The organism is Streptomyces sp. NPDC017520 (assembly GCF_044329855.1).
Taxonomy (GTDB): Bacteria; Actinomycetota; Actinomycetes; order Streptomycetales; family Streptomycetaceae; genus Streptomyces.
Genome location: NZ_JBIRKB010000018.1, coordinates 82,027 through 103,282, shown reverse-complemented (window position 1 = coordinate 103,282; position 21,256 = coordinate 82,027). Strand labels below are relative to the sequence as shown.

The 21,256-nt window shown below is 72.0% G+C and carries 22 protein-coding genes; 16 read left to right on the top strand and 6 right to left on the bottom strand.

The genetic code is table 11. The annotated features are described in order from the left end of the window. Positions 1–13: 13 nt before the first annotated feature. The 5 genes from ACH4KB_RS31855 to ACH4KB_RS31835 all read right to left on the bottom strand — a co-directional run bounded on the left by ACH4KB_RS31855 (position 14) and on the right by ACH4KB_RS31835 (position 5,410). On the bottom strand, positions 14–895 hold the full coding sequence (locus tag ACH4KB_RS31855; protein WP_398069516.1) for an alpha/beta fold hydrolase: 882 nt from the start codon (positions 893–895) through the stop codon (positions 14–16). Then, positions 892–1,392 carry an SRPBCC family protein gene (locus tag ACH4KB_RS31850; protein WP_398069514.1) on the bottom strand — a complete coding sequence of 167 codons (501 nt, stop codon included), beginning with the start codon at positions 1,390–1,392 and terminating at the stop codon, positions 892–894. Before ACH4KB_RS31850 ends, ACH4KB_RS31855 begins: the two co-directional genes overlap by 4 nt. 67 nt (positions 1,393–1,459) lie before the next feature. Beyond that, positions 1,460–2,968 carry an FAD-binding protein gene (locus ACH4KB_RS31845; protein ID WP_398069512.1) on the bottom strand — a complete coding sequence of 503 codons (1,509 nt, stop codon included), beginning with the start codon at positions 2,966–2,968 and terminating at the stop codon, positions 1,460–1,462. Positions 2,969–3,008: 40 nt separating this feature from the next. Further along, complete coding sequence (locus ACH4KB_RS31840) at positions 3,009–4,520, bottom strand: flavin-containing monooxygenase (RefSeq protein ID WP_398069510.1); 1,512 nt, start codon at positions 4,518–4,520, stop codon at positions 3,009–3,011. Between the two features lie 5 nt (positions 4,521–4,525). Further along, positions 4,526–5,410: a class I SAM-dependent methyltransferase gene (locus ACH4KB_RS31835; protein WP_398069508.1), complete on the bottom strand. Its 885-nt coding sequence runs from the start codon at positions 5,408–5,410 to the stop codon at positions 4,526–4,528. Positions 5,411–5,614: 204 nt separating this feature from the next. Between ACH4KB_RS31835 and ACH4KB_RS31830 the strand changes: the two genes are divergently transcribed. Genes ACH4KB_RS31830 through ACH4KB_RS31820 form a run of 3 tightly spaced genes read left to right on the top strand, consistent with a single transcriptional unit; the run spans position 5,615 to position 7,620 of the window. Next, positions 5,615–5,875: a hypothetical protein gene (locus ACH4KB_RS31830; RefSeq protein WP_398069506.1), complete on the top strand. Its 261-nt coding sequence runs from the start codon at positions 5,615–5,617 to the stop codon at positions 5,873–5,875. A 9-nt stretch (positions 5,876–5,884) separates the two neighbouring features. After that, positions 5,885–6,868, top strand: coding sequence for a 3-oxoacyl-ACP synthase III family protein (locus tag ACH4KB_RS31825; RefSeq protein WP_398069504.1), 984 nt, complete (start codon positions 5,885–5,887; stop codon positions 6,866–6,868). Further along, the gene (locus tag ACH4KB_RS31820; protein WP_103532640.1) at positions 6,865–7,620 is read left to right on the top strand and encodes an SDR family NAD(P)-dependent oxidoreductase; all 756 of its coding nucleotides are present in this window, start codon (positions 6,865–6,867) and stop codon (positions 7,618–7,620) included. Before ACH4KB_RS31825 ends, ACH4KB_RS31820 begins: the two co-directional genes overlap by 4 nt. Before the next feature lie 69 nt (positions 7,621–7,689). Here the strand turns inward: ACH4KB_RS31820 and ACH4KB_RS31815 are convergent, their stop codons facing one another. Then, positions 7,690–8,496 (bottom strand): BTAD domain-containing putative transcriptional regulator, encoded by an 807-nt coding sequence (locus tag ACH4KB_RS31815; protein ID WP_398069502.1) that lies wholly within the window; start codon positions 8,494–8,496, stop codon positions 7,690–7,692. Positions 8,497–8,908: 412 nt separating this feature from the next. Between ACH4KB_RS31815 and ACH4KB_RS31810 the strand changes: the two genes are divergently transcribed. The 13 genes from ACH4KB_RS31810 (at position 8,909) to ACH4KB_RS31750 (ending at position 21,037) form a co-directional block, all read left to right on the top strand. Beyond that, positions 8,909–10,123: an aminotransferase class I/II-fold pyridoxal phosphate-dependent enzyme gene (locus ACH4KB_RS31810; RefSeq protein WP_398069500.1), complete on the top strand. Its 1,215-nt coding sequence runs from the start codon at positions 8,909–8,911 to the stop codon at positions 10,121–10,123. 90 nt (positions 10,124–10,213) lie between these two features. Continuing rightward, positions 10,214–11,473 carry a beta-ketoacyl-[acyl-carrier-protein] synthase family protein gene (locus tag ACH4KB_RS31805; protein ID WP_398069498.1) on the top strand — a complete coding sequence of 420 codons (1,260 nt, stop codon included), beginning with the start codon at positions 10,214–10,216 and terminating at the stop codon, positions 11,471–11,473. After that, complete coding sequence (locus tag ACH4KB_RS31800; protein WP_398069496.1) at positions 11,470–12,318, top strand: MaoC/PaaZ C-terminal domain-containing protein; 849 nt, start codon at positions 11,470–11,472, stop codon at positions 12,316–12,318. The genes ACH4KB_RS31805 and ACH4KB_RS31800 overlap by 4 nt, the downstream gene beginning before the upstream one ends. After that, positions 12,315–13,814 carry an AMP-binding protein gene (locus tag ACH4KB_RS31795; protein WP_398069494.1) on the top strand — a complete coding sequence of 500 codons (1,500 nt, stop codon included), beginning with the start codon at positions 12,315–12,317 and terminating at the stop codon, positions 13,812–13,814. The genes ACH4KB_RS31800 and ACH4KB_RS31795 overlap by 4 nt, the downstream gene beginning before the upstream one ends. A 153-nt stretch (positions 13,815–13,967) precedes the next feature. After that, positions 13,968–14,231, top strand: a complete 264-nt coding sequence (locus tag ACH4KB_RS31790) for an acyl carrier protein (RefSeq protein WP_398069492.1) — start codon at positions 13,968–13,970, stop codon at positions 14,229–14,231. A gap of 3 nt (positions 14,232–14,234) precedes the next feature. Next, a complete protein-coding gene (locus ACH4KB_RS31785) occupies positions 14,235–15,251 on the top strand; it encodes an anthranilate phosphoribosyltransferase (RefSeq protein WP_398069490.1) in 1,017 nt (338 codons plus the stop codon). Next, positions 15,241–16,104, top strand: coding sequence for a tryptophan synthase subunit alpha (gene trpA / locus ACH4KB_RS31780; RefSeq protein WP_398069488.1), 864 nt, complete (start codon positions 15,241–15,243; stop codon positions 16,102–16,104). The genes ACH4KB_RS31785 and trpA overlap by 11 nt, the downstream gene beginning before the upstream one ends. Beyond that, complete coding sequence (locus ACH4KB_RS31775; protein ID WP_398069486.1) at positions 16,067–16,441, top strand: ectoine synthase; 375 nt, start codon at positions 16,067–16,069, stop codon at positions 16,439–16,441. Before trpA ends, ACH4KB_RS31775 begins: the two co-directional genes overlap by 38 nt. 182 nt (positions 16,442–16,623) lie before the next feature. Next, positions 16,624–17,769 (top strand): acyl-CoA dehydrogenase family protein, encoded by a 1,146-nt coding sequence (locus ACH4KB_RS31770; protein ID WP_398069484.1) that lies wholly within the window; start codon positions 16,624–16,626, stop codon positions 17,767–17,769. Further along, on the top strand, positions 17,766–18,488 hold the full coding sequence (locus tag ACH4KB_RS31765) for an N-(5'-phosphoribosyl)anthranilate isomerase (RefSeq protein ID WP_398069482.1): 723 nt from the start codon (positions 17,766–17,768) through the stop codon (positions 18,486–18,488). Before ACH4KB_RS31770 ends, ACH4KB_RS31765 begins: the two co-directional genes overlap by 4 nt. Positions 18,489–18,499: 11 nt before the next feature. Then, positions 18,500–19,342: an indole-3-glycerol-phosphate synthase gene (locus ACH4KB_RS31760; protein WP_398069480.1), complete on the top strand. Its 843-nt coding sequence runs from the start codon at positions 18,500–18,502 to the stop codon at positions 19,340–19,342. Then, positions 19,339–20,274, top strand: coding sequence for an alpha/beta hydrolase (locus ACH4KB_RS31755; RefSeq protein ID WP_398069478.1), 936 nt, complete (start codon positions 19,339–19,341; stop codon positions 20,272–20,274). Before ACH4KB_RS31760 ends, ACH4KB_RS31755 begins: the two co-directional genes overlap by 4 nt. 178 nt (positions 20,275–20,452) lie before the next feature. Then, complete coding sequence (locus tag ACH4KB_RS31750; protein WP_398069476.1) at positions 20,453–21,037, top strand: DUF1772 domain-containing protein; 585 nt, start codon at positions 20,453–20,455, stop codon at positions 21,035–21,037. Positions 21,038–21,256 lie beyond the last annotated feature (219 nt).

Below are 21,256 nucleotides of genomic sequence, written 5' to 3'. Positions count from 1 at the left end.
TGTGCGGCGCCGGTCACCGGGAGCCCGCCCGCTTCACGGCCTCGACGCCACAGGGCTGTCCGGCCGCCTCCCCGCCGACTCGCAGGACCGCCGCGACCACCTCGTCCGGACGCTCCAGCGGCAGAACATGTCCCGCGCCGGGCAGAAGAGTGAAAGTGGCGCCCGGCAGCGCGGACGCCAGCTCCCGGCCCAGCTCGGGCCGGATGACCTTGTCCTTCTCTCCGGCCAGCACGGCGGCCGGGACACGGACGGAGGCCAGCGCCGCCCGTAGGTCCATGCCCCGGGACGACCGGAAGCAGGCGGCGCGCACCGGTGGCGCGGTCCTGGCGAACACCTGGCGGTTGACCTCGCGGAGTCGTGGGTCCAGTGCCGTACCCGTCATCTGGCCGAGCAGGAGCCGCCCGAGCGCGGGCCGTCGCAGCGCCCAGGAGAACAGCGGGGCCTCCATCATCGAGGCTTCCTTCTCCGGCGTGTCCTGGTCGTGCGCGGCCGAGGCGACCATCACCAGCCCCACCGGGCCGGCACCCGGCCCGGAGGCGGCCGCCAGCGACAGCGCCGCGAACCCGCCCCCGGAGTGGCCGACGACGATCGGCGCACCACCGGTGTGATCGACGACCCTCGCCAGGTCGGCGGTCATCGCCTCGGAGCTGATACCGAAGGAGCCCACGGTCGAGGCGCCGTGACCGCGCAGATCGTAGAGGACGACAGGGAAGCCGCGGCGCAGCAGCCGGTCCGCGACCGGGCTCCAGACCCGGCGGCTGCCGCCCCAGCCGTGCGTCAGCACGACCGCGGGCAGCCGCTCGCCGCCGTGTTCCAGCGGGGGCAGTACGGAGAGCGCGAGCTGCCCGCCGTCCTCGGTGGCGAGGAGGACCTCACCGGCGGCGGGCGCCGTCACCGCGTCCCCCCGGCGGCCGGAGCGGCGGACGGGGTGATGGCGAGCAGCTGGTTGAGCCTGCCGAACGCCGCACGGGTGGCACGGGTGTGCATCGCCCCGACGTCCACCAGGTTTGCCAGGAGGGCGAGTTGGCCCTGCGGGCTGGCGCGGAAGGACATCACCAGCCGCGTGCCGCCGTCCTCCAGCGGGGCGAGTGTGAACTCCGCGGTCCCGCGGAACGCCCCGTCCACGTACTCCAACGCCAGCCGCTCCGCCCGTTGCACGACGGTGGTGCGCGCGGTGAACCGGAGCTTCTTGCCGCCCTTGTCGACGCCCTTGGTGTGGACGGTGACTTGGGTCAGAGCGCCGACCCGGTCGGGGACGCCGTCCACCGGTTGGAAGGTGTTGTCGGGCACCCACCACCGAGCCTCGCCCGTGAGTTCGCCCAGCAGGGCCTCCCAGACGGCGTCAGGACCGGCGGCGAGCAAGGCCTCGTCGACGAGTTCGTACTTCTTCACTGCTCCTCCTCCTGCGGGATGAACGGGAAGGGCCGCTCCCGCAGGAGCGGCCCGGGGCCCTGCTCGGTCAGCCGAAGAAGCCCTGACCGGGGGTGAGGACGTTGCCGGGGTCGAAGCGGCGCTTGGCGTCGCACAGCGCCCCGTAGCTACTGCCGAAGTGGCGCCGCCAGTCCGAGGCGGTCAGGCCCGGCACCGCTCCGACGAGGTAGCGCTTGGCGCCCAGCTCCACGGCACGGTCGTACAGCCAGCGGTTCTGCTTGACCATCCGCGCGACCTCGGCGTCGCTGGTCCCCGGATTCGGGAAGCGCAGCAGGTCGAAGAGGTATCCGGTCCTGTCCCTCGGCTGCACCGCCATGGGCGCGGTGATCTTGGACGTCGGGTACGGGTAGGTGAGCAGCACCCCGGCGCCCAGACTCTCCGTGGTGAGCTGGCTCTCCACCAGGCGCAGGAAACGGGCGGCCGAGGAGCGCGGCAGGAAGAGGCTCAGCCACGGCTTGGCCTCGAACCAGTGCCCGGCCTCCTTGAGGAAGGCCTCGTAGCCGTCCAGCCGGAAGAGGTAGTCGCGCAGCGCGTAGTCCTCGATGTGCGCCTCGGCGCGCAGGTCCTCCAGGCCCGACAGCAGTCGCGCCCGGTCCGGGACGCGGCCGCCGGAGTACGTGGCGACCGCCTCGATCTTGTAACGCCAGCCGGAATCGTCCGGCTTGCGGACCATCTCGCCGCCCTGCATCTGGAAGCGGCGGTCGGCGAGCAGGATCTCCGAGTCCTTCATGAACGCCGTGACGTCGCTGTAGAACAGGCTGAAGACGGTGGCCCGCTCGGCGGCCGGCACGGTCCGCAGCGTCACGCTGACGATGACGCCGACCTGGCCGCCCCCGGCCAGCGCGGTGTGGAACAGGCGGGAGCGCAGGGTCTTCGAGGTGGTGAGGACCTCACCGGTGCCGGTCACCACGGTCATCGAGGTCACGGTGTCCGCGATGAGACCCTCGGAGCCCATGGTCAGGCCGATGCCCCCGACACTGATCGTCCCGCCCACCGAGAGCGGCAGGTAGTCCGGCAGGGCGGGCAGGGTGCGGCCGCGGGGCAGCAGGTGGTCGGTGATCTCCGCCCAGGTCGCCCCCGCTTCCACGGTGATGGAGTCGCCGCCGGTGGAGAGGATGCGTGCCATGCCGCGGGCGTTGACCGAGATGCCGCCGGGCACGGCGGCTTGTCCGTAGCAGGAGTGGGACTCCAGGTCGCCACCGGTACCGCTGCGGCCGTTGACCGCCAGCTTCAGCTTATTGGACCGCGCGTAGCGGATCATTTTGGCGATGTCCTGGACCGAGCCCGGCGTGAGGACCGCCCAGGGCACGGTGCCGTTGACCAGCCGCCCGAAGTCGTGGCTGTAGGAGCCGAACTGGCTGGTGTCCGTGGTGAGTGTGCCGTCCAGCTCTGGTACGGACACGATGCGGTCGCCGGGTCGGCGAGCCGGGTCGGCTGCCCAGGCCCAGCTGCCGGCGCTGGCGTTCCAGCCGATCACCGTGGCGGCGGCGCCGACTGTGCCGAGCACTGCTCTTCGGGAAGGGGTGTGCAGGTTCACGGGGAGGGACTCCATGTCTCGTCGGTCACGCGTACGGCGTTCAGGAAGCGGTGGGCACAGTCGCGCGCAGGTCCTCGCTGGTGCTCAGCAGGTGCTCGGCGGCGTCGAACCGGCTGGTGGCCCGCCGGAAGCGCCAGGTGTAGGTCGGCCAGATGGACGGGTTGCGGCCGTGCTCGTCGAGATACCAGCTGCGGCAGTTGCCGGCGTTCCACACGGTGCCGTCCAGCCGCTGGTCGAGCTTCTGGTTGTAGGCGCGCTGGGCTTCGGGCAGCGCCTCCACGCTGGCCAGGCCGCGCTTGTCCATCGTTCGCAGGGCGTCGAGGAGATAGGCGATCTGCGCCTCGATCATGATCACCTGGGAGGAGTGGCCCAGGGTGGTGTTCGGCCCGAGGAGCATGAACAGGTTCGGGAACCCGGCGACGCCCGTGCCGCGCAGGGCGCTCATGCCCTCGCTCCAGGCGTCCTTGAGGCTGGTGCCGTCGCGGCCGATGACGCGTTCGGCGACCGGGCGGCGTACCGCCTCGAATCCCGTTCCGAGCACGATCGTGTCCACCGGGCGCTCCCGGCCGTCGTCCGTGACCACCGCGTCCGCGGTGACCTTGGAGATGCCGTCGGTGACCAGCTCGACGTTGGGCTGCTGGATCGCGGGATAGTACGTGTTCGAGAAGAGCAGCCGTTTGCAGGCCATCACGTAGTCCGGGGTGAGCCGGGCCCGAAGCGCTTCGTCCGGCACGCTCTTCTTGAGGTGGTCGGAAGCCATCTTCTGCATCTTCCCGGCGACGGCCGGGCGCGCCATCACGAACGCCAGGACCTCCCGGCCCCACATGTTGAAGTTCCGGCGGAAGCGCTGGTAGCCGGGGACGGAGGCCAGCAGCTTCGTCTGGAGGGCGCTGTTGGCCTTGTCGTTCTTCGGGCCGATCCAGGGCGGGGTGCGCTGGTAGAGGTCGAGCTGCCCGACCTCCGGCTGGATGGCGGGGACGAACTGGATGGCGGACGCCCCCGTGCCGATGACGGCGACCCGGCGGCCGGTGAGGTCCAGGTCGTGGCGCCACCGGGAGGAGTGGAAGACCTCGCCCCGGAACTCGGGGAGACCGGGAATGTCGGGGATGGCCGGCTCGCTGAGGTAGCCGGTGCCGGTGACCAGGACCCGGGCGGTGTAGTCGCCGCCCGTGGTGGAGATCAGCCACCGCTTACGCAGGTCGTCCCAGCGCGCCTCGGTCAGCTCGTGTCGGAAGCGGATCCGCGAGCGCACCCCGAACCGGTCGGCGCAGTCGCGCAGGTAGTCGAAGAGTTCCCCCTGCTTGCCGAAGGTGCTCTTCCAGTTCGGGTTCGGCGCGAACGAGAAGGAGTACAGGTGCGACATCACGTCACAGGCGCAGCCCGGGTAGGTGTTGTCGCGCCAGGTGCCGCCGACCTCGTCGGCCCTCTCGAACACCAGGAAATCGTCGATGCCCTGCTGCATGAGCCGGATAGCGGTGCCGAGCCCGGAGAATCCGCTGCCGATCACCGCCACCCGCAGATCGCGGGCCGGGTCCAGGGGTGTCTGAGCCATCCCGGTCACCCCTTGCGGGCGAGCGTCAGCCGGAAGTTGTTGAAGAAGCGGTCCTCCAGCGTGTACGCGAAGATGTCCAGGTAGCGCTCGAAGCGGGCCACCACCTCCTCGCTCTCCAGCGCCACAGCCTCCTCGCGCCGCTCGGCGAGCAGCACCAGCCAGGCGCGACAGGCCCGGGCGAACGCCTCACGCTCGTTCACCAGTTCCACGACCTCGAACAGACCCTCCGCGGCGGCCGCCAGCTCGTGCAGGTGCGGGATGTGCATCCCGGCGAACTCGGAACGCTGGAGGAACTTCAGGTCCGCCAGGATCTTCCGGCCGATCGGCTGGGCCTCGGCGGTCATCGTGTGCAGGACGAACCGGCCGTCCGGCACCAGTGCTTCGTGCACCTGTCCGAAGAAGAACCGGTAGCGCTGGGTGCGCTCCTTCGGTGACAGGCTGGAGGGTACGAAGTGCTCCAGCGCGTTGACGCAGAACGCCGCGTCGTAGGCACCCGGGTCGCTGTGCTCCGACCAGCTCTCCACCCGGGTAGTGAGGGCCGGGTTGTCCAGGCCCGCGATGAACTCGGCCTGGGTGCGGCTCAGCGTCAGGCCGACCGCCTCGCGTACGCCGTGCTTCCGTGTCAGCCGGTCCATCAGGGTGCCCCAGCCGCAGCCGATGTCCAGCACCCGGCCCTTGCCGGCCGCTTCCGCAAGCTCGGCGAACGTGTCGAGCTTGCGTTCCTGTGCGATGTCGAGGGCCTCGGTGAGGCCTTCGCCCTCCTGCCAGTAGCCGCCGCTGTACATCATGCTGGGACCCAGCAGCAGACGGTAGAACTCGTTTCCCACCTCGTAGTGGTGGCGGACTGCGTCCACCTCCGGCTCCGCGGTGTGGGAGGCAATCGTCGCCATCCTCGTCCTCTCCTCGCAGCTTCTGCCGACCGGGCGCAGAGCGCGTAGTACGGCTGTCCGGTCCTGAACCGTGCTGAGAGGGAGCCAAGCGGACCTGTGCAATCCGTCCGCAACAGCAGCGTGTGACCGCTCTGTTGCGGACGGATTGCGAGGAGCGGCTTGCATGCCGACACGACCGTACGTCGCGTTGAGAGAGGAATAATCATGGCACTGCCGACTGTCGAGGTTCTCTCGGACCAGCTCGCCGCCGTCTCCGGAGCCACCGAAGTGACGTCCGACGCGCCGATCCGGCACATCCCGGGTGTGGACTCGTTGGACCTGATGGAGTGGCTCTACAACTTCCAGAACGAGCACCCGGACATCCCCGCCGACGAGTCCCTCTTCGCGGACCTGGACGACACCACGACCATGCGGGACGTGTACGCGAAGCTGGTCGACCTGGCGCCGCAGCCGGCCGAGGCCTGAGGCGGATCCATGAGTGGATTCGCCATCGCCGGGTGGGGCAAGGCCCTGCCCGAGCGGGTCGTCACCAGCACCGAACTGGCCGAACGCTTCGGGGTCGACGAGCACTGGGTCATCAGCCGTTGCGGCATCCGTGAGCGGCGGGCAGTGGACCCGGGGCAGACCACCGCGTCCCTGGCCATCGACGCGGGCCGCGCCGCACTCGCCAAGGCGGGACTGACCGGTGCCGACATCGCCCACCTGATCGTGGCCACGGCCACACCCGAGCAGCCGTCCCCCGCCACCTCCGCCTTCGTCCACCACGAACTGGGCATCGGCGGCGGGGCGATGGACGTCAACTCCGAGTGCGCGGGCTTCGTCTACGGGCTGGTCGCGGCCATGGGCATCCTGCGCATGGACCGCCGTCCGATCCTCCTCGTCGGCTCGGACACCCACACCCTGACCGCCAATCCCGCCGACCGCGACCTCTCCATCCTCGTCGGCGACGGCGCGGCCGCGGTGGTGCTCGTACCGGGTCCGGAAGATCCCGTTCTGGCCTGGAACCTGGGCGCGGACGGATCATGTGCAGATGCACTCAAGGTCCAAGCGGGCGGAAGTCGGATGCCCACGACGCCGGAAACGGTCGCGCAGGGGCTCCATTTCGCGCAGATCAAGGGCAACGAGATCTACCTCAACGCCGTCCGCTACACGGTGCGGACGGTGCGCGAGACGCTGGAGAGCGCCAAGATCTCTCCGACTGAGGTGGATCACTTCATCCCGCACCAGGCGAACATCCGCATCATCAACTCCGTGATGCAGCACTCGGGACTGCGCCCGGAGGCCCTGATCACCAATCTGGACCGGTACGGCAACACCGCGTCGGCCTCCATCCCGCTGGCGCTCACCGAGGCGCTGGACGCGGATCGGATCAAGGCCGGGGAGCTGGTGCTGCTCGCCGGGTTCGGGGCGGGCATGACCTGGGGTTCGGTCCTGATGCGCTGGGGAGGCGCCGCGTGAGCGGAGGAAAGGAAGCGGGCAAGCGGCCCGAGGCGCCGGTGGCTCTGGTCACCGGCGCCTCGGGCGGCCTCGGGCAGGCGTTGGCGGTCGAACTGGACGCGCTGGGCTGCCGGGTGGCCGTCCACTACCGCAGCTCGGCCGACCAGGCCCGGGCGGTCAGCGAGAAGCTGACGAACGACTCGGTCGTCGTCGGCGCGGACGTCGGCTCGTGGGAGGAGACCCAGCGGCTCCACCGGGAGGTCGAGGAGGCGCTCGGCCCCATCGACGTGGTGGTCAACAACGGAGCCGTCCGCAAGGACGCCCTGATGGCGATGCAGTCCCCGGACGACTGGCACGAGGTCATCCGTACCAACCTGCTGGGATCGTTCCACACCAGTCGGGTGGCGCTGCCGTACATGCTGCGGCGGCGCTGGGGCCGGATCGTCAACGTGGTATCGCCGTCGGGTTTCATCGCCACGGCGGGGCAGACCGCGTACTCCGCCTCCAAGGCAGGTGTCATGGGGATGACCCGTGCGCTGGCGGCGGAGTGCGGCCGGCGCGGGGTCACGGTGAACGCCCTGTCACCCGGGTTCATGATCACCGGCATGACCGATCAGCTGCCGGAGAGCATCGTGTCGGACATGGCGCGCAAGGCGCCGGTCCCGCGGTTCGTCACGGTCGAGGAGGTCGCCCGCAGCGTCTCCCTCTTCCTCGACCAGGACTGCATGACCGGACAGGTGGTCAGCATCGACAGCGGGGTCTCCATCATGTGAGCCGGCACCGCGGCAGAACGGCATCGGGGTGGAACGCGGTCCGCGTTCCACCCCGATGCCGTTCCGGGTTCAGCTCAGCCGGTGTGTCGACAAACCTTCCCGCTCGGCCCGGGCGGGAGGCGCCGGGAGCCGGGTCCGCTCCAGCAGGCCCAGGTACGCGGCCTCGCTCTCGGGGCTCGGATCGCATCCCAGCTCCTCGGCGAGGACGATGCGCAACTGCTGGTATATCCGCAGGGCCTCGGCTCTGTTCCCGGCCAGGCGGTGAGCGGTCATCTGGCAGCGGTAGGCGCTCTCCCTGAACGGCGCCTGACGCACCGCCTCCTCCGCGTACCGCAGGGCGTGGTGGGTGTCGCCGAGTGCGGACGAGGAACTGCTCGCGGTCTCCAGGGCCGAGACCCGCAACTCCTTGAGGTGGCGCCGGACGGACTCCACCCACTCGCTCTCGTGGGAGGCGAGGAATGGCCCGCGCAGCAGGGACACGGCGGTGGTGGCGAGCCGCTGCGCGGTGCTGTGGTCGCCCTCGCGGTGGGCGCCGGCGGCGGTGAAGGCGGCCTGCTCCGCGCGCTCCACGTCTACCTGGGCGTACTCCGGCAGCTGGAGCAGGTAGCGCCCGCCGCGTGCGATCACCGCCGGCTCGGCGCTCTCCCGCTCCGAGAGGAGAGCCCGAAGGCGGCTGACGACACTGCGTAACGCCGAGGCCCAGGTGCTGGGCAGGCCATCCGGCCATATGGTGTCGGCGAGTTGCTCCCGGCTTGTGCCGGAAGGACGCTCCAGGCAGAGCCGAGCCAGGGCGATCTGCGCCTGATGGCTGGCCAGGACCCGTGGGGTTTCGGATTCATGTTCGATGGAGACAAGGCCGACAAGCCTGATAAGCACGGTCGATCCCCCCAAGAAAGGTTAAGACGACTTTTTCGGCGGCATGGATGGCGGAAGTCGACTTTCTGGCGTGCGTGCGGTTCTGTGCGCAGGGCCCGGGGCGCAACTCGCGGACCGAGCGGACGTGAGGGTCCCGTGGGAGGTCTGCGGTGGGCCGGAACGGGCTTGGTCAAATCTTCTCCACAGCTGAGTAAACAGCATTCTCGTTCAAAAGAAGTGTGTGTCAACCGCGCGATAAAGTTGCAAAAGTTAACGGGCAGTGAATCTGAAACTCTGGCGCATGCCGAAAGATTGGTGACTGTTTGATCTTGCTCCCGTGTTGCGTCTCGATTGCGAGAAGGTCGTTGAATTCGAGGCGCATCAGATTCGTTGCACCTGTGTGCAATGGCAGTCACCAATGAGAGGACGGCCGATGGCATCCGCAGCGTGGGGGAGAATCGCGCAGAGACTGGAAGCGACGCAGCGCCGGGTTGCCTCCCTGGAGTGGCAGCCCGAGCGCCGCAACAGCTTCGTCCCCTACACCGCCGAGCGCGACACGGCCTACGTCGACCTCGACGGCCGACGGCTGCTGATGATGTCCGGCTACAGCTATCTGGGCCTCTCCGGTGACGAGCGCGTGGTGGCGGCGGCCCGGGCCGCCGCGGACCGCTACGGCACAGGCAACCACGGAGTGCGGGCCCTCGCCGGCTCCATCCCCCTGCACGAGGAGCTGGAGGCCGAGGTCGCCGCCGTCGCCGAGCGGGAGCGGGCCATCGTCTTCGGCTCCGGCTACGCGGCCAACGTCGGCACGATCGGCGCCCTGGTCGGTCCGGGCGACACCGTGTTCGTCGACAAGTACGCCCACGCCAGCATCGTCGACGGCTGCCGTCTCAGCGGCGCCACCGTGGTCCGCTTTCGGCACAACGACACCGACCACCTGGCCCGCCGCATGGAGTCCGCCACCCCCGGCGGAGTCCGCCTGGTCATCGTCGACAGCGTCTACTCCATGGACGGCGACATCGCGCCGCTGCCCCGCCTCCGCGAGGTCTGCGACGCGCACGAGGCGCTGCTGATGACCGACGAGGCCCACGCCCTCGGCGTCATCGGGCGCACCGGGCTGGGGGTGGAGGAGCACTTCGACCGGCAGGTGCGGGTGGACGTGAAGCTCGGCACCCTGTCCAAGGCCATCCCCTCCATGGGCGGCTGGGTCGCCGGTTCGGCCGAACTGATCGGACATCTTCGATACGCCGCACGGCCGTTCCTCTTCTCCGCGGCGCTCGCCCCCGCCTCGGCGGGTGCCGCCCTGGAGGCGCTGCGCGTGCTGCGCGCCGAGCCGGAGCGCGTCACCCGCATTCAGCGGTCCGGCGCCCGGTTCCGGGAGCTGGTCGCCGAGGGCGGCATGCGGACGGGCGACAGCGAGACCGCCGTCGTCCCGCTCATCGCGGGCAGTGACGAGTCGGCCTACGACCTGGCCACCGCCGCACGCCGACTGGGCGTGATCGGGCTGCCCGTGGTCACCCCCGCCGTACCGCGAGACCTGGCCCGGCTGAGGATCGCCGTCACCGCACGGCACACGGACGCGGACGTGGAGCTCGCCGCCGAGGCCTTCCTCAAGGCCGCGGGGGAGTGCGGCCTGCTGACGGGCTGACCGCCCCGCCGGCGGCGCACCCCATGCGCTCGCGGATCACCGAGTCCACGGCCGACGGCCGGTCACCGAACGGGAAGGAAGTGCAGGACCATGCGCAACGAGGCGGAACGCTCCGCCCGGCCGGACGTCGCCATCAGCGGGATCGGCACCGTCACCCCGGCCGGACTCACCACCGACGACCTGTGGAACGCGGTCTCGGCAGGCCGCTCCCTCGCGGTCGACCTCACCCACTTCGACACCGCCGCCCACCGCATTCGCATCGGATGCCGGGTGCCGGAGCTCACCGGCCACGGCCTGCCCTGGCAGCAGGCACTGACGAGCAAGGCCGCCCAGCGGCTCGATCCCTTCGCCCGCTACGGGCTCGCCGCCGCGCTGGCCGCCCACGCCGACGCCGGGCTGCCTCAGGCGCCCGCCGCCCGCTGCGCCATCGTCGTCGGCAACGCCGTCGGCGGGCGCACCACCAGCGACGCCGAGTCCGTCAACTTCGCGGCGAGTGGCCCCGGCGGGGTACGCCCGCTGATGCCCCTGATGACGATGCCGAACGCGGCCGCCGCCCAGATCGCCCTCCAACTGGGCTGGCACGGGCCGGCGCTCACCGTCAGCACCACCTGCGCCAGCGGTGCCGACGCGATCGGGATCGGCGCGGCCATGCTCCGCGAGCAACGCGCCGACGTGGTGATCGCGGGAGGCTGCGAGGCGACCCTCACCCCCATCACCCTCGCCGGGTTCGGCAACCTCAACGCCGCCTCCACGCGTACCGAGGCCGCCACCGCGTGCCGGCCCTTCGACGAGAGCCGGGACGGATTCGTGATGGGCGAGGGCGCCGCCTTCGTGGTGCTGGAACGGGCGGCGGACGTACGGGCCCGGGGCGGCCGGGTACACGGCCTGATCGCCGGATACGCCGCGACCTCCGACGCCCACCACCTCTCGGCCCCTCACCCCGGCGGAGTGTTCGCCGCCGAGGCCATGTCCGGCGCGCTCGCCGACGCCGGGCTGACACCGTCGGACATCGCCCATGTCAACGCCCACGGCACCGCCACCGTGCACAACGACCGAGCCGAAGCCGCCGCCCTGACCAAGGTGTTCGGGCCCCACGGCCCCCCGGTCACCGCCAGCAAAGGCGTGCTCGGCCACCTCATCGGAGCGGCCGGGGCCGTCGAACTCGTGGTCGCCGTGCTGACGATGAACGCCGGTGCGGTGCCGCCCACCGCCAACCACACCCGGACGGAACCCGAGATGGAGATCGACGTGGTCCACGGCACTCCGCGGCCTGTCCCCACCGGCCCCGCGCTGACCAACTCCTTCGGCTTCGGCGGCCACAACAGCAGTCTGGCGGTGACCCCCGCATGACGACCCTGCCCGGATCCGCACTCGACCTGTCCGCCCCGATCCTCGACGCGGGCGCCGCCCGCCGCTACCGCACCGTCACTCGCCGGGCGCTCGGCCGCCCGGCGTCCGACCGGGCCGGGACGGGCCCCCTCGCCGCGTTCGTCCTCACCCACCCGCTGGCCGAACGCACCGTCGCCGGTCTCGCCGCCGGGAACGGCCCGTACACCCTGGTGCACCTCGCCCAGGAGATCGAGCTGCACCACCCGGTGCGCGCCGGGGTCCCGCTCGACGCGTCCGCCGAGCTGGACGCGGTACGTGCCGAACCCAAGGGCACCCGGCTCGTCCTGACCACCACGCTCACCGACCGGACGACCGGCGCCGAACAGGCCCGGCTCACCGCCCATATCCTGCTCGTCGGCATCCGGGCCCCCGAACCGCGCGGAACGCTCGTCCCCACGGCCGTGCCCCGCCAGGAGGAGCCCGGCGCCACGGTCAGCCGCGAACTCGGAATCGACCGGGAGTGGATCGCCGACTACGGCCACGTCGCCGGTGACCTCAACCCGGTCCACCTCGACCCGCAGGCCGCCCGGCGAGCCGGATACGCGGACGTCATCGCGCACGGCATGAGCCTCGTCTCGCTCGCAGTGGAGGAGGCCGCCGAACGCTACGCGGACGGGGACGCCGACCGGGTCCTGGCCGTCGGCGCGCGCTTCGCCCGCCCGGTCCTGCCCGGCGAGGGAACCACCCTCGACCTCACGCCCTCCGCCGCCGGGGACACCGTCGCGTTCACCGTGCGCTCCCAGGGCGCCGCCGCGGTCAAGAGCGGCTGGCTCCGGCTGGGCCCCGCGACCGGAGCCGGCCGATGAACAGTGCCGAGCGGTACGGAGGGACCGCCGACGCCGTACTCCGCTGGGCCGAGAAGACCCCGGACGCTCCCGCCCTGTGGTGGAACGGCACACCCACCAGCTACCGGGAACTGGCCGACGCGACCGACGCGGCCCGGGCCCGCCTCGCCGAACACGTGCCTGTCGGCGCCACGCTCGCCGTGCTCGACGACAAGTCGCCCGGGACCGTCGCCACCATCCTCGCCTGCCTGGCCTCGGGACGCCCCGCGCTGCTGCCTTCACCCACCCTGCCGTCCGACCACCTCGCCGCGGTGATGGCCGAGGCCGGCTGCCGGTACGCGCTCACCGGGCCGACCGTCACGGCGGCGGCCCCGCACGGCGGCGAGCGCCGTGGGCGAGCGGTGCCGCCGGGCACCGCCCTGGTTCTCACCACCTCCGGCTCCACCGGCATCCCCAAGGCCGTCCCCCTGCCGCACAAGGCCGTGGACGCCTTCACCGGCTGGGCCGCCGACGCCTTCGGCATCACCGAGTCCACCCCCGTCCTCAACTACGCCCCGCTCAACTTCGACCTCTGCCTGCTCGACGTCTGGACCACCCTCGCGCACGGAGGCCAGGTGGTGCTGGTGGACGCCTCGACGGCGGCCAGCGGCTCCAGGCTGCTCCGCCTGATGCGCACCCACCGCGTCGAGGTGGTCCAGGCGGTCCCCCTTCTCCACGCCCTGGTCTGCGCCCAGGCCCGCGCGGAGGACGGCGACCCGCTGGAGACCGTCCGGCACGCGGCGTTCACCGGCGACGTGATGCCCGAGCAGGTGCTCGCCGACCTCGCGGAACTCGTCCCCGGCGCCCGGCTGTACAACATCTACGGCTGCACCGAGACCAACGACAGCCTGATCCACGAGGTCGACCGGCGCCTGCCGGCCACCACCCCGATGCCGCTGGGTCGCCCCCTCCCGGGCGTACGCCTCCGACTGCGGGACTCCGACGGCCGGCTGCTGACCGGGCCCGGCCGCGGCGAACTGGAGGTCGCCACGCCCTTCCAGAGCACCGGGTACGCCGATCCGCGCCGGGCCGCCGAGAAGTTCGTCCTGGACCCGGCGGCGGACGGCGGCACGGGCACCCGGTGGTTCCGCACCGGGGACCTGGTCGAGAGGGACACCGACGGCACCCTCCGGCTCGTCGGCCGACTCGACCACCAGGTGAAGATCCGGGGCGTCGCCGTCAACACCGGTGAGGTCGAACAGGTGCTGCTGGAACACCCCGACGTGCTGGAGGCCGGGGTGACCACGGTCCCCGACCCGGTCGAGGGCCGCCGCCTGGTCGCGGTCGTCCGGCTGGAGCACGCTTCCACCGCCACCAGCCTCGACCTCAAACGGCACTGCACCGCCCGGCTGGCCCGCGGCTGGGTGCCGGGCCTCCTCATCCCCGTACGCGAGCCCCTGCCGCGTACCGGCACCGGCAAGGTGGACCGCCGGGCGCTCGCGACGGTGACCGCTTCCGCCACCGCCGCCACCGCATGACCGGTCCGACCCGCCCGTCCTAGGGCGTGTCCGGCGGATCTTGACCGGGTCCGCGGCCTATCCGGCCCTGATCCGCCGGACACGCCCCAGGCCCCCGCCAGGCCCGAAGCCTTCCCCAAGACCCTGTACGAGCAACCCGCCAAGGAGCATTCTGTGAGCAACACCGACCAGATCAGCGAGTACATCGTCCGGGAGTTCCTGCCCGACCTCGCCCCCTCCCAACTCCCGCACGACCTGGACCTCCTGGCCGACGGCGCCCTCGACAGCCTCGGCGTCCTCAAGCTGATCGCCTGGGTCGAGCACCACTTCCGGCTCGCGGTCGGCGACACCGACCTCGACCCCGACAACTTCCGCAGCGTCAGGGCCATCGACGCCTACATCGCGCGCTCCCGGAGCGCCGCCGCCACGGGCGGCTGAGCCGTGCACCCGGCCCTCGTCCCGATCGTCGACCGGCGCGCACCGGCCGGCCCGGACCAGTGGGACGCACTGTGGCGGGCGCTGGCAGACGGCGCACTGGACCGCGGTGACGCGGTGGCGCTCCTCGCCTCGCTCACCGCGGCCCTGCCCGAGACCGACAGCCTGCTCGCTCTGCTCGACACACTGGACCGGCGGCGCCCGGCGCGGCCCGCGACGCCGTGGCCCGGCACCGTCAACGTGGTGGGCACCGGTGGCGGGCCGCCCACCGTCAACCTCTCCACGGCCTCCGCCCTGGTCGCCGCGGCCTGCGGGGTCCGGGTCCTCAAGTCCGGCTCACGCGCCCACACCGCGCGCACCGGATCCATCGACCTCCTGGACCGGCTGGGCGTCCCGCTCTGCGCCTCACTGGACCGGGCGTCCGGCCAACTCGACGCCCACGGGATCGCCTTCACCGGGCCGTTCGTCTACCCCGCGCAGCTGGCCCGGCTCGCTCGGCTGGCCGTGCCGACGTCCATGCGGGTGTTCGGCCGGTTCCTCAACACCGTCGGCCCGTTCCTCGCGGATGTCCCGGTGTCCGCCCAGGTCACCGGGGTCAGCGGAGGCGAACTTCCGCCCGCTCTGCGCGCCGTCGCAGCCCGGCCGGGAGCCCCGACGACGTGGCTGGTCACCAACCCGCTCGGCGCGGACGAACTCCTCAGCATCTGCGACAACACCATCCACCTTCCCGACGGCAGCACGCTGACGCTTCGCGCGGGCGACCTCGTGCCCGCCGACGGATCGCCCGACGACCTCGCCCCGGTCTCCCGGGAGGCTGTCGCAGACCACTTCCGTACCGTCCTCGCGGGCCGGGCGGGCGGCCCCCTGCGCGCCACCCTCCAGCTCAACGCCGCCGCGCTCGCCATGGCGTCCGGGCATCGCGACGACTGGGCGAAGGCGGTCGCCGAGGCGGGCGCGGCGCTCGACGAACGGGCGGCGCTCGACCTGCTGGAGCGGCTGACGGGGGTGGACCATGGCCGCTGACTTCTTCGCCGAGGCCCGCGCCCGCGGGGAGCTCGGCCTGGCGGTCTTCCTCAACGCGGGCGACCCGTCGTTACCCGTCCTCACCGATCTCGTCGCGCTGCTGGACGAGTCCGACGTCGACTGCCTGGAACTGGCCGTCCCTTTCCCCGACTCGCCCACCGACGGGCCCGTGGTGCGCCGCTCCGCCGACCGGGCGCTGGCACAGGGCGTCGGCCTGCGCGAGACCCTCGCCTTCGTCGCCACCGTACGACCGACGCTGAAGCGGCTGAGGATCGCGGTGCTCGCCGACTGGAGCCACAGCCTGCGCGCCGTCCCGCCCACCGACTACGCCCGCGCCGTGGCGGACTGCGGCGCCGACGCCCTCCTGGCCCACGGTCTGCCGCCCCGGCTGCGGCCGGCCCACCACGAGGCGCTGCGCTCGGCCGGCCTGCCCGAGGTCACCACCTGCTACCCGGCCAGCTCACCGGCCACGGTCGCCGAGGCGGCGACCCATGCCACCGGATACCTCTACCTGGTCGCGCGCTACGGGCGCAGCGGCGCCGGAACGCCCGAGGGCGGCCACGCCGGCCTCGCGCCCTTCGTCGGCAGCCTTCGCGACCTCACCGTCTCCCCGATAGCCGTCGGCTTCGGGGTGTCCACCGCCGAGGATCTCGCCGCCGTCGCCCTGAGCGGCGCGGACGCGGCGATCGTCGGCTCCGCCGGAGTGGCCGCGCTGGAACGGAGCCTGGAGGCAGGGTCCGACCCGGTCGACGGCTACCGCTCCTTCGTAGCCGCACTCGGCCGTCCTGCCACCGTCCGCCCGAAGGAGGACCCACGTGCTCATCCGAAGCATCGAGACCGTCAAGACCGTTGACTGGGGCAACGGACTCAGCCGCAGATTCATACTGGACGCCGACGGCCTGGGCTACAGCGTCACCGACACCACGGTGCGGGCCGGGACCAAGTCCCGCCTGGAGTACCGCAACCACCTGGAGACGTGCTACTGCATCGAGGGCTCCGGCGAGGTGGTGGAACTCGACGGCACCAGTCATCCGCTGACGCCGGGCGTCCTCTACTCGCTCGACAACAACGACCCGCACTTCCTGATCGCCTCGCCCCACGAGGACCTGCGTCTGGTCTGCGTCTTCGCCCCGGCGCTTCGCGGCGACGAGGTCCACAGCCTGGACGAGAACGTCTCCTCCGCCTACTGACTTTCGTCGAACTGCCATCTGTCGGGCGACGACGGCAGTTTGACGACAGGCCGCAGGCCGCTCACCCGACGGGCGCCCGAACCACGGGCGCCGGCCGACCTGATGACGGCGGAGAACCGCCGTCATCCCTCCACCCGTCATCGACCGAGGCCACCCGCACGGCCCGTACGGAAGGCTCCGCCATGAGGAATCGAGACGCGGATCAGCAGGCGCTCTGCGCCGGCATGGCCCAGTGGGGCAAGATCCTGAGCGAAGGACACATCGACGCGGACGCCCGGTCCGCGTTCGAACCGCACCGCTGGCGGTCCCTCGCCGAAAGCGGCGTCCTCGGCCTGCCGTTCCCCCAGCGATGGGGCGGCGCGGGCCAGTCCCTCCTCACCACCCTGCATGTCCTGGAGACCCTCGGCGAGACCTGCCGGGAGTCCGGACTGAACTTCTGCGCCACCACCTCGATGGCCAGCACCGGCGTGTCGCTCACCGCCTTCGGCAGCGACGCGCTGCGCGAGCGCTACCTGCCCGCGATCTGCTCGGGCGAGCTGATCGGCGCACACGCCATCACCGAACCCGACGGAGGCTCGGACGCCATGGCGATGACCACCCGCGCCGAGCGCGAGGGCACGCACTACGTCCTCACCGGTGGCAAGGCATTCGTCAGCAACGGCCCGATCGCCGACGTATTCGTCGTCTACGCGCGTACGCGCCCGGAAGGCGGACCGCTCGGCACCACCGCCTTCCTCGTGGACCGGGACACCCCCGGGCTGTCCGTCGGCGGATCGACCGCCAAGATGGGGCTGCGGACCGCCCCGCTGTCCACCCTGCACCTCGACGGCTGCCGGATCCCCGCCGAGCGGGTGCTGGGCCGGGTGGGCGGCGGGTTGCTCGTCCTCGACCACGTCATGAAGCGCGAGATCCTCTTCGGCTTCACCGTCCAGCTCGGCGAGATGCGCCACCGTCTCGAACGCACCGCCGCCTACGCGCGGGAACGCAAGGCATTCGGCCGCCCCATCGGTGACTACCAGGCGGTCTCACACCGCGTGGTCGAGATGAAGATCCGCACCGAGACCTCCGCCAAGTGGCTCTACGACACGGCCGAGCGACTTGAGGCGGGCGAGGACATCACCGCCGACCTCGCCATCACCAAGATTCTCGCCAGTGAGGCTGCCCTGTCCACCAGCCTCTCCGCGGTCCGGGTCTTCGGCGGCGCGGGCTACCTCGCCGAGGTCGGCCTGGAGAAGGAGGTACGGGCGGCTGTCGCCGGCACCCTCTACTCCGGGACCAACGACATCCAGTACAACCACGTCGCCTCGGCCCTGGGGCTGGGCGGATGAGCGCCACCACCGGACCGCACCCGCGCCTGCTCAAGGTGTGCGGCGCCACCACCCCCGAGGAGGCGGCCGCCGTGGCCGCGCGCGCCGATCTCGTCGGCCTCTGGTACGGGGTGGAGAACGGGGCCCGCGACCTGACCGGCGCTCAGCTGGCCGAACTGGCCGAAGCCGTCCGCACCGCGGGCCGGGCCGAGCCCGTGCTCGTCACGTTCCTGCACGACGCCGACCGGATCGCCTCGGCCGCCCGCGCCGCCCGGGTGCGCTGGATCCAGCTCCATGCCTACCAAACGCCCGCCGCCGTCGCCGCTCTGCGCTCGGCCCTGCCCGACGCGGTGCTGGTCAAGGCGGTGCACGTCCTCGACGGGGCGTGCGTGGAGCGGCCCTTCCTTCAGGCGTACTCCCGTGCCGGGGCGGATCTGTTCCTCGTCGACGCGGCGACCCGGGGCGGGGCGGTCGGCAGCACCGGCCACCGCGTGCCGGCCGAGGCACTGGAGGCACTGCTGCCGACCCTGCCCCTGCCGTTCCTCCTCGCGGGCGGCCTCAGCGAGGCCGACGCCTCCGGCCACGCCTTCGCCGCGCACCCCGGGTTCCGGGGCGTCGACATCGACCATGCCGCCCGTGTCGACGGTGGTCCGCTCGACCCCGCCCGGGTCGCGGTGCTGGACCGCGCCTGGGCCGCGACCTCAGCCCCACTCCCTGGGGAACACCCCGCTACTTCATGAGGAGAGACCCGATGACGCAGTCCTTTCTCTCCGCGCTCCTCGGCGCGGAGCGCCCCGTGATCATGGAAGTGAAATCTCGCGACGCGTACGGCGTCGACCTGTTGCGGGGCCGCACCCCCGGCGACGTCGCCGCTGCCTACGGGCGGGCCGGAGCCCCGTGCGTGTCCGTCGTGACCGGTCGGTGGTTCGGCGGGTCGCCCGCCATGCTGCACGAAGTGACTGCGCGCGTGGACGTCCCGGTTCTGCTCAAGGACTTCGTGACCAGGCGCGACCAGATCGCCACCGCCGCCCGCTCGGGCGTCTCGGCGGTCCTGCTGACCGCCGCGCTGCTGCCCCGGGAGTCCCTGCACGACCTGGCCCGCGAGTGCCAGGCGCACGGGCTCACCCCGTTCGTGGAGATCACCCGCGCCGAGGAGGCGATCGGTCTGCCGGACCCGCAGACCTGCGTCGTCGCGGTCAACAACAAGGACATCACCGCACGCGAACGGGGCGCCGGGGACCTGTACCGCAGCCGCGCGCTGCTGCCCGCCGTACGCGCCGCGGGCACGCTCTGCCCCGTGAGCGCCAGTGCGGTGAGCGATCCCACCACCGCCGCCGCTCTGCTCGCCGAGGGCTATCGGGGGCTGCTCATCGGCACCTCACTCCTGCGCGCCCCGAGCGTGGAGGCCTGGCTGGCCGAGCTCGACGCGCACCTGGCCGCGAACACCGGGACGGCCGGGCGCGCCGTGGTCCCGCTGACCGTCGAAGCGCCCCCGGGACTGCCGCACCCCGTCCCCGTGGCCGACACGCTGACGCCCGCCGGGCCGGAGCTGCCGGCAGGCCCCGTCGACGAGGCCGAAGGCGTGCCCGCGTGAACACCGCGCCGACGGAGTCCGCAGCCCAGCAGGCCGTTGCCCCGAGAGACCTCGCCCCCGAGGGCGTGGAGCAGATCGTGCTCGGCCGGGGCCCCCTCCGCCTCGGCGCCTGGCGGGCCGAACCGGCCTCCACTGCGCCGAGGTCCGTGCTCGTCGCCATCCACGGCCGGGCGATGTCGCCCGGCTATTTCGCCGGGCCGGTCGCCCCGCACACCTCGCTGCTCGCCCTCGCCACCGCGCTCGGCCACACCGTCCTCGCGGTGGAACGGCCCGGTTACGGCCTCTCCCGTGCCGCCCTCCCGCGCGGCCTGCCGCTCGCCGAACAGGCGCGGCTGCTGCGCCGGTCGCTCGCCGAGTACGCCGAACTGCACCCCGTCGGCGCCGGGTTCTTCCTGCTCGGGCACTCCGACGGTGGCAAGGTGGCCCTGCACCTGGCGGGGGAGCCCTGGTCCGGGGCGACGGCCGCCGATCGTCTGGTCGGGATCGACCTCAACGGCTGCGGCTGGCACTACGCACCGGCCGCCGCCCATTTTCCGGACACTTTGGGCGGCGGCGCGGGAGAGCTCAACTGGGGGCCGCTGCGCCTCTACCCGCGCGGCACCTTCCACGCCGGCCGAGCCCTGCTCCGCGAGGTCCCGGCCGCCGAGGAGGAGGAGACCGGGTGGTGGCCGGCCCGGTTTCCGGCCGCCGCCGCCCACGTCCGCTGCCCCGTGCGACTCACCTTCGGCGCCTACGAGGGCTGGTGGCGCCTGGACCGGGACGAACTGGCCGCCGTGGCCGCCAGCTTCACGGGCACGCGCCGCCCCGTCGTGGAACGTCTGCCGGAGGCCGGGCACAACCTCAGCCTCGGTCAGACCGCCCCGCTCTACCACGCGCGGGCTCTGACGTTCCTGGAGGAGTGCCTGGCCGCGTCCCCCGACCGCCCGAGGTGACGCCCTCGTATGCGCGTGAGCGTGTGGGGTATGGACCTCGGGGCCCTGTACCTGCTGGGATGATCACGCGCACCGCGCGGACGTTCCGTTCTGCCGTGCGCACCGTACGCCACCGTTCTGCCGTGCGCACCGTACGCCACCATCCGGAGTGGTCCATCCGACCGACAGGACTCGCGACATGAGCCACTATCCTCCCCACGCCGCCTCCTGCTCGGCGGGCCGGCACGGCGGCGCTCCGCCCGCCCGCGACCGCGTCACCGTGCCCTTGCTGGTGGCTTCGGTGCTCTGCACGGGGCTGATGGCGGGACTGTTCTTCGCGTACGACATCTCCGTGATGCCGGGCCTGGCCGAGTTGGACGACGCCGCGTACGCGGCGGCCATGCAGCGGTTCAACGCGGCGATCGACGGCAGCCCGCTGTTCGGCCTGGTCTTCCTCGCCGCGCTGGGACTCACGGTCGCCGCCGCGATCGTGGCCTTCCGCCGCAAGCGCCGCGCGGTGGCCCTGCCACTGAACGTCGCGGCCGTTTGCTACCTGCTGGCGCTCGTCCTCACCGTCGCGGTCAATCTTCCCCTCAACGCGGACCTCTCGGCGCTCGGCGACCCCGCGTCCGCCCAGAACCTGCATGCGGTGATCGACGACTTCAAATCGGTCTGGGTGCCGGCGAATGTCTTTCGGACTCTTCTGTGCGTACTGAGTCTCGGTGCTCTGTGCGCCGCGCTGCTCCGTCACGGGAAGGCGGATTCTTCCGTGGAGCTCCGATAGTCAGGAATCCGTCAACTGATACACGGGCCGGTCGCCGCCCGTGGACGAGAAACGCCGTTCATTTGCATATCTTTGCGTGCGCGTAGGGTCAGCTCTCTTTCTTCTCCGGTGAGTGAAAGGGAGCGGCCGGCGTGTGCGGCGCTCCATCCCCGTAACGCTCGACGCGGCCGATCGCGCACCCTGTCCCCCGCCGGTCGGCGGCTCCGGGGGATATGGGAG

Coding starts and splice junctions, on each gene's coding strand:
- ACH4KB_RS31795 (WP_398069494.1), top strand. CDS start 12,315: ATGAACAGTGCCGAGCGGTACGGAGGGACCGCCGACGCCGTACTCCGC.
- trpA (WP_398069488.1), top strand. CDS start 15,241: ATGGCCGCTGACTTCTTCGCCGAGGCCCGCGCCCGCGGGGAGCTCGGC.
- ACH4KB_RS31825 (WP_398069504.1), top strand. CDS start 5,885: ATGAGTGGATTCGCCATCGCCGGGTGGGGCAAGGCCCTGCCCGAGCGG.
- ACH4KB_RS31805 (WP_398069498.1), top strand. CDS start 10,214: ATGCGCAACGAGGCGGAACGCTCCGCCCGGCCGGACGTCGCCATCAGC.
- ACH4KB_RS31760 (WP_398069480.1), top strand. CDS start 18,500: ATGACGCAGTCCTTTCTCTCCGCGCTCCTCGGCGCGGAGCGCCCCGTG.
- ACH4KB_RS31750 (WP_398069476.1), top strand. CDS start 20,453: ATGAGCCACTATCCTCCCCACGCCGCCTCCTGCTCGGCGGGCCGGCAC.
- ACH4KB_RS31830 (WP_398069506.1), top strand. CDS start 5,615: ATGGCACTGCCGACTGTCGAGGTTCTCTCGGACCAGCTCGCCGCCGTC.
- ACH4KB_RS31765 (WP_398069482.1), top strand. CDS start 17,766: ATGAGCGCCACCACCGGACCGCACCCGCGCCTGCTCAAGGTGTGCGGC.
- ACH4KB_RS31800 (WP_398069496.1), top strand. CDS start 11,470: ATGACGACCCTGCCCGGATCCGCACTCGACCTGTCCGCCCCGATCCTC.
- ACH4KB_RS31840 (WP_398069510.1), bottom strand. CDS start 4,520: ATGGCTCAGACACCCCTGGACCCGGCCCGCGATCTGCGGGTGGCGGTG.
- ACH4KB_RS31810 (WP_398069500.1), top strand. CDS start 8,909: ATGGCATCCGCAGCGTGGGGGAGAATCGCGCAGAGACTGGAAGCGACG.
- ACH4KB_RS31835 (WP_398069508.1), bottom strand. CDS start 5,410: ATGGCGACGATTGCCTCCCACACCGCGGAGCCGGAGGTGGACGCAGTC.
- ACH4KB_RS31770 (WP_398069484.1), top strand. CDS start 16,624: ATGAGGAATCGAGACGCGGATCAGCAGGCGCTCTGCGCCGGCATGGCC.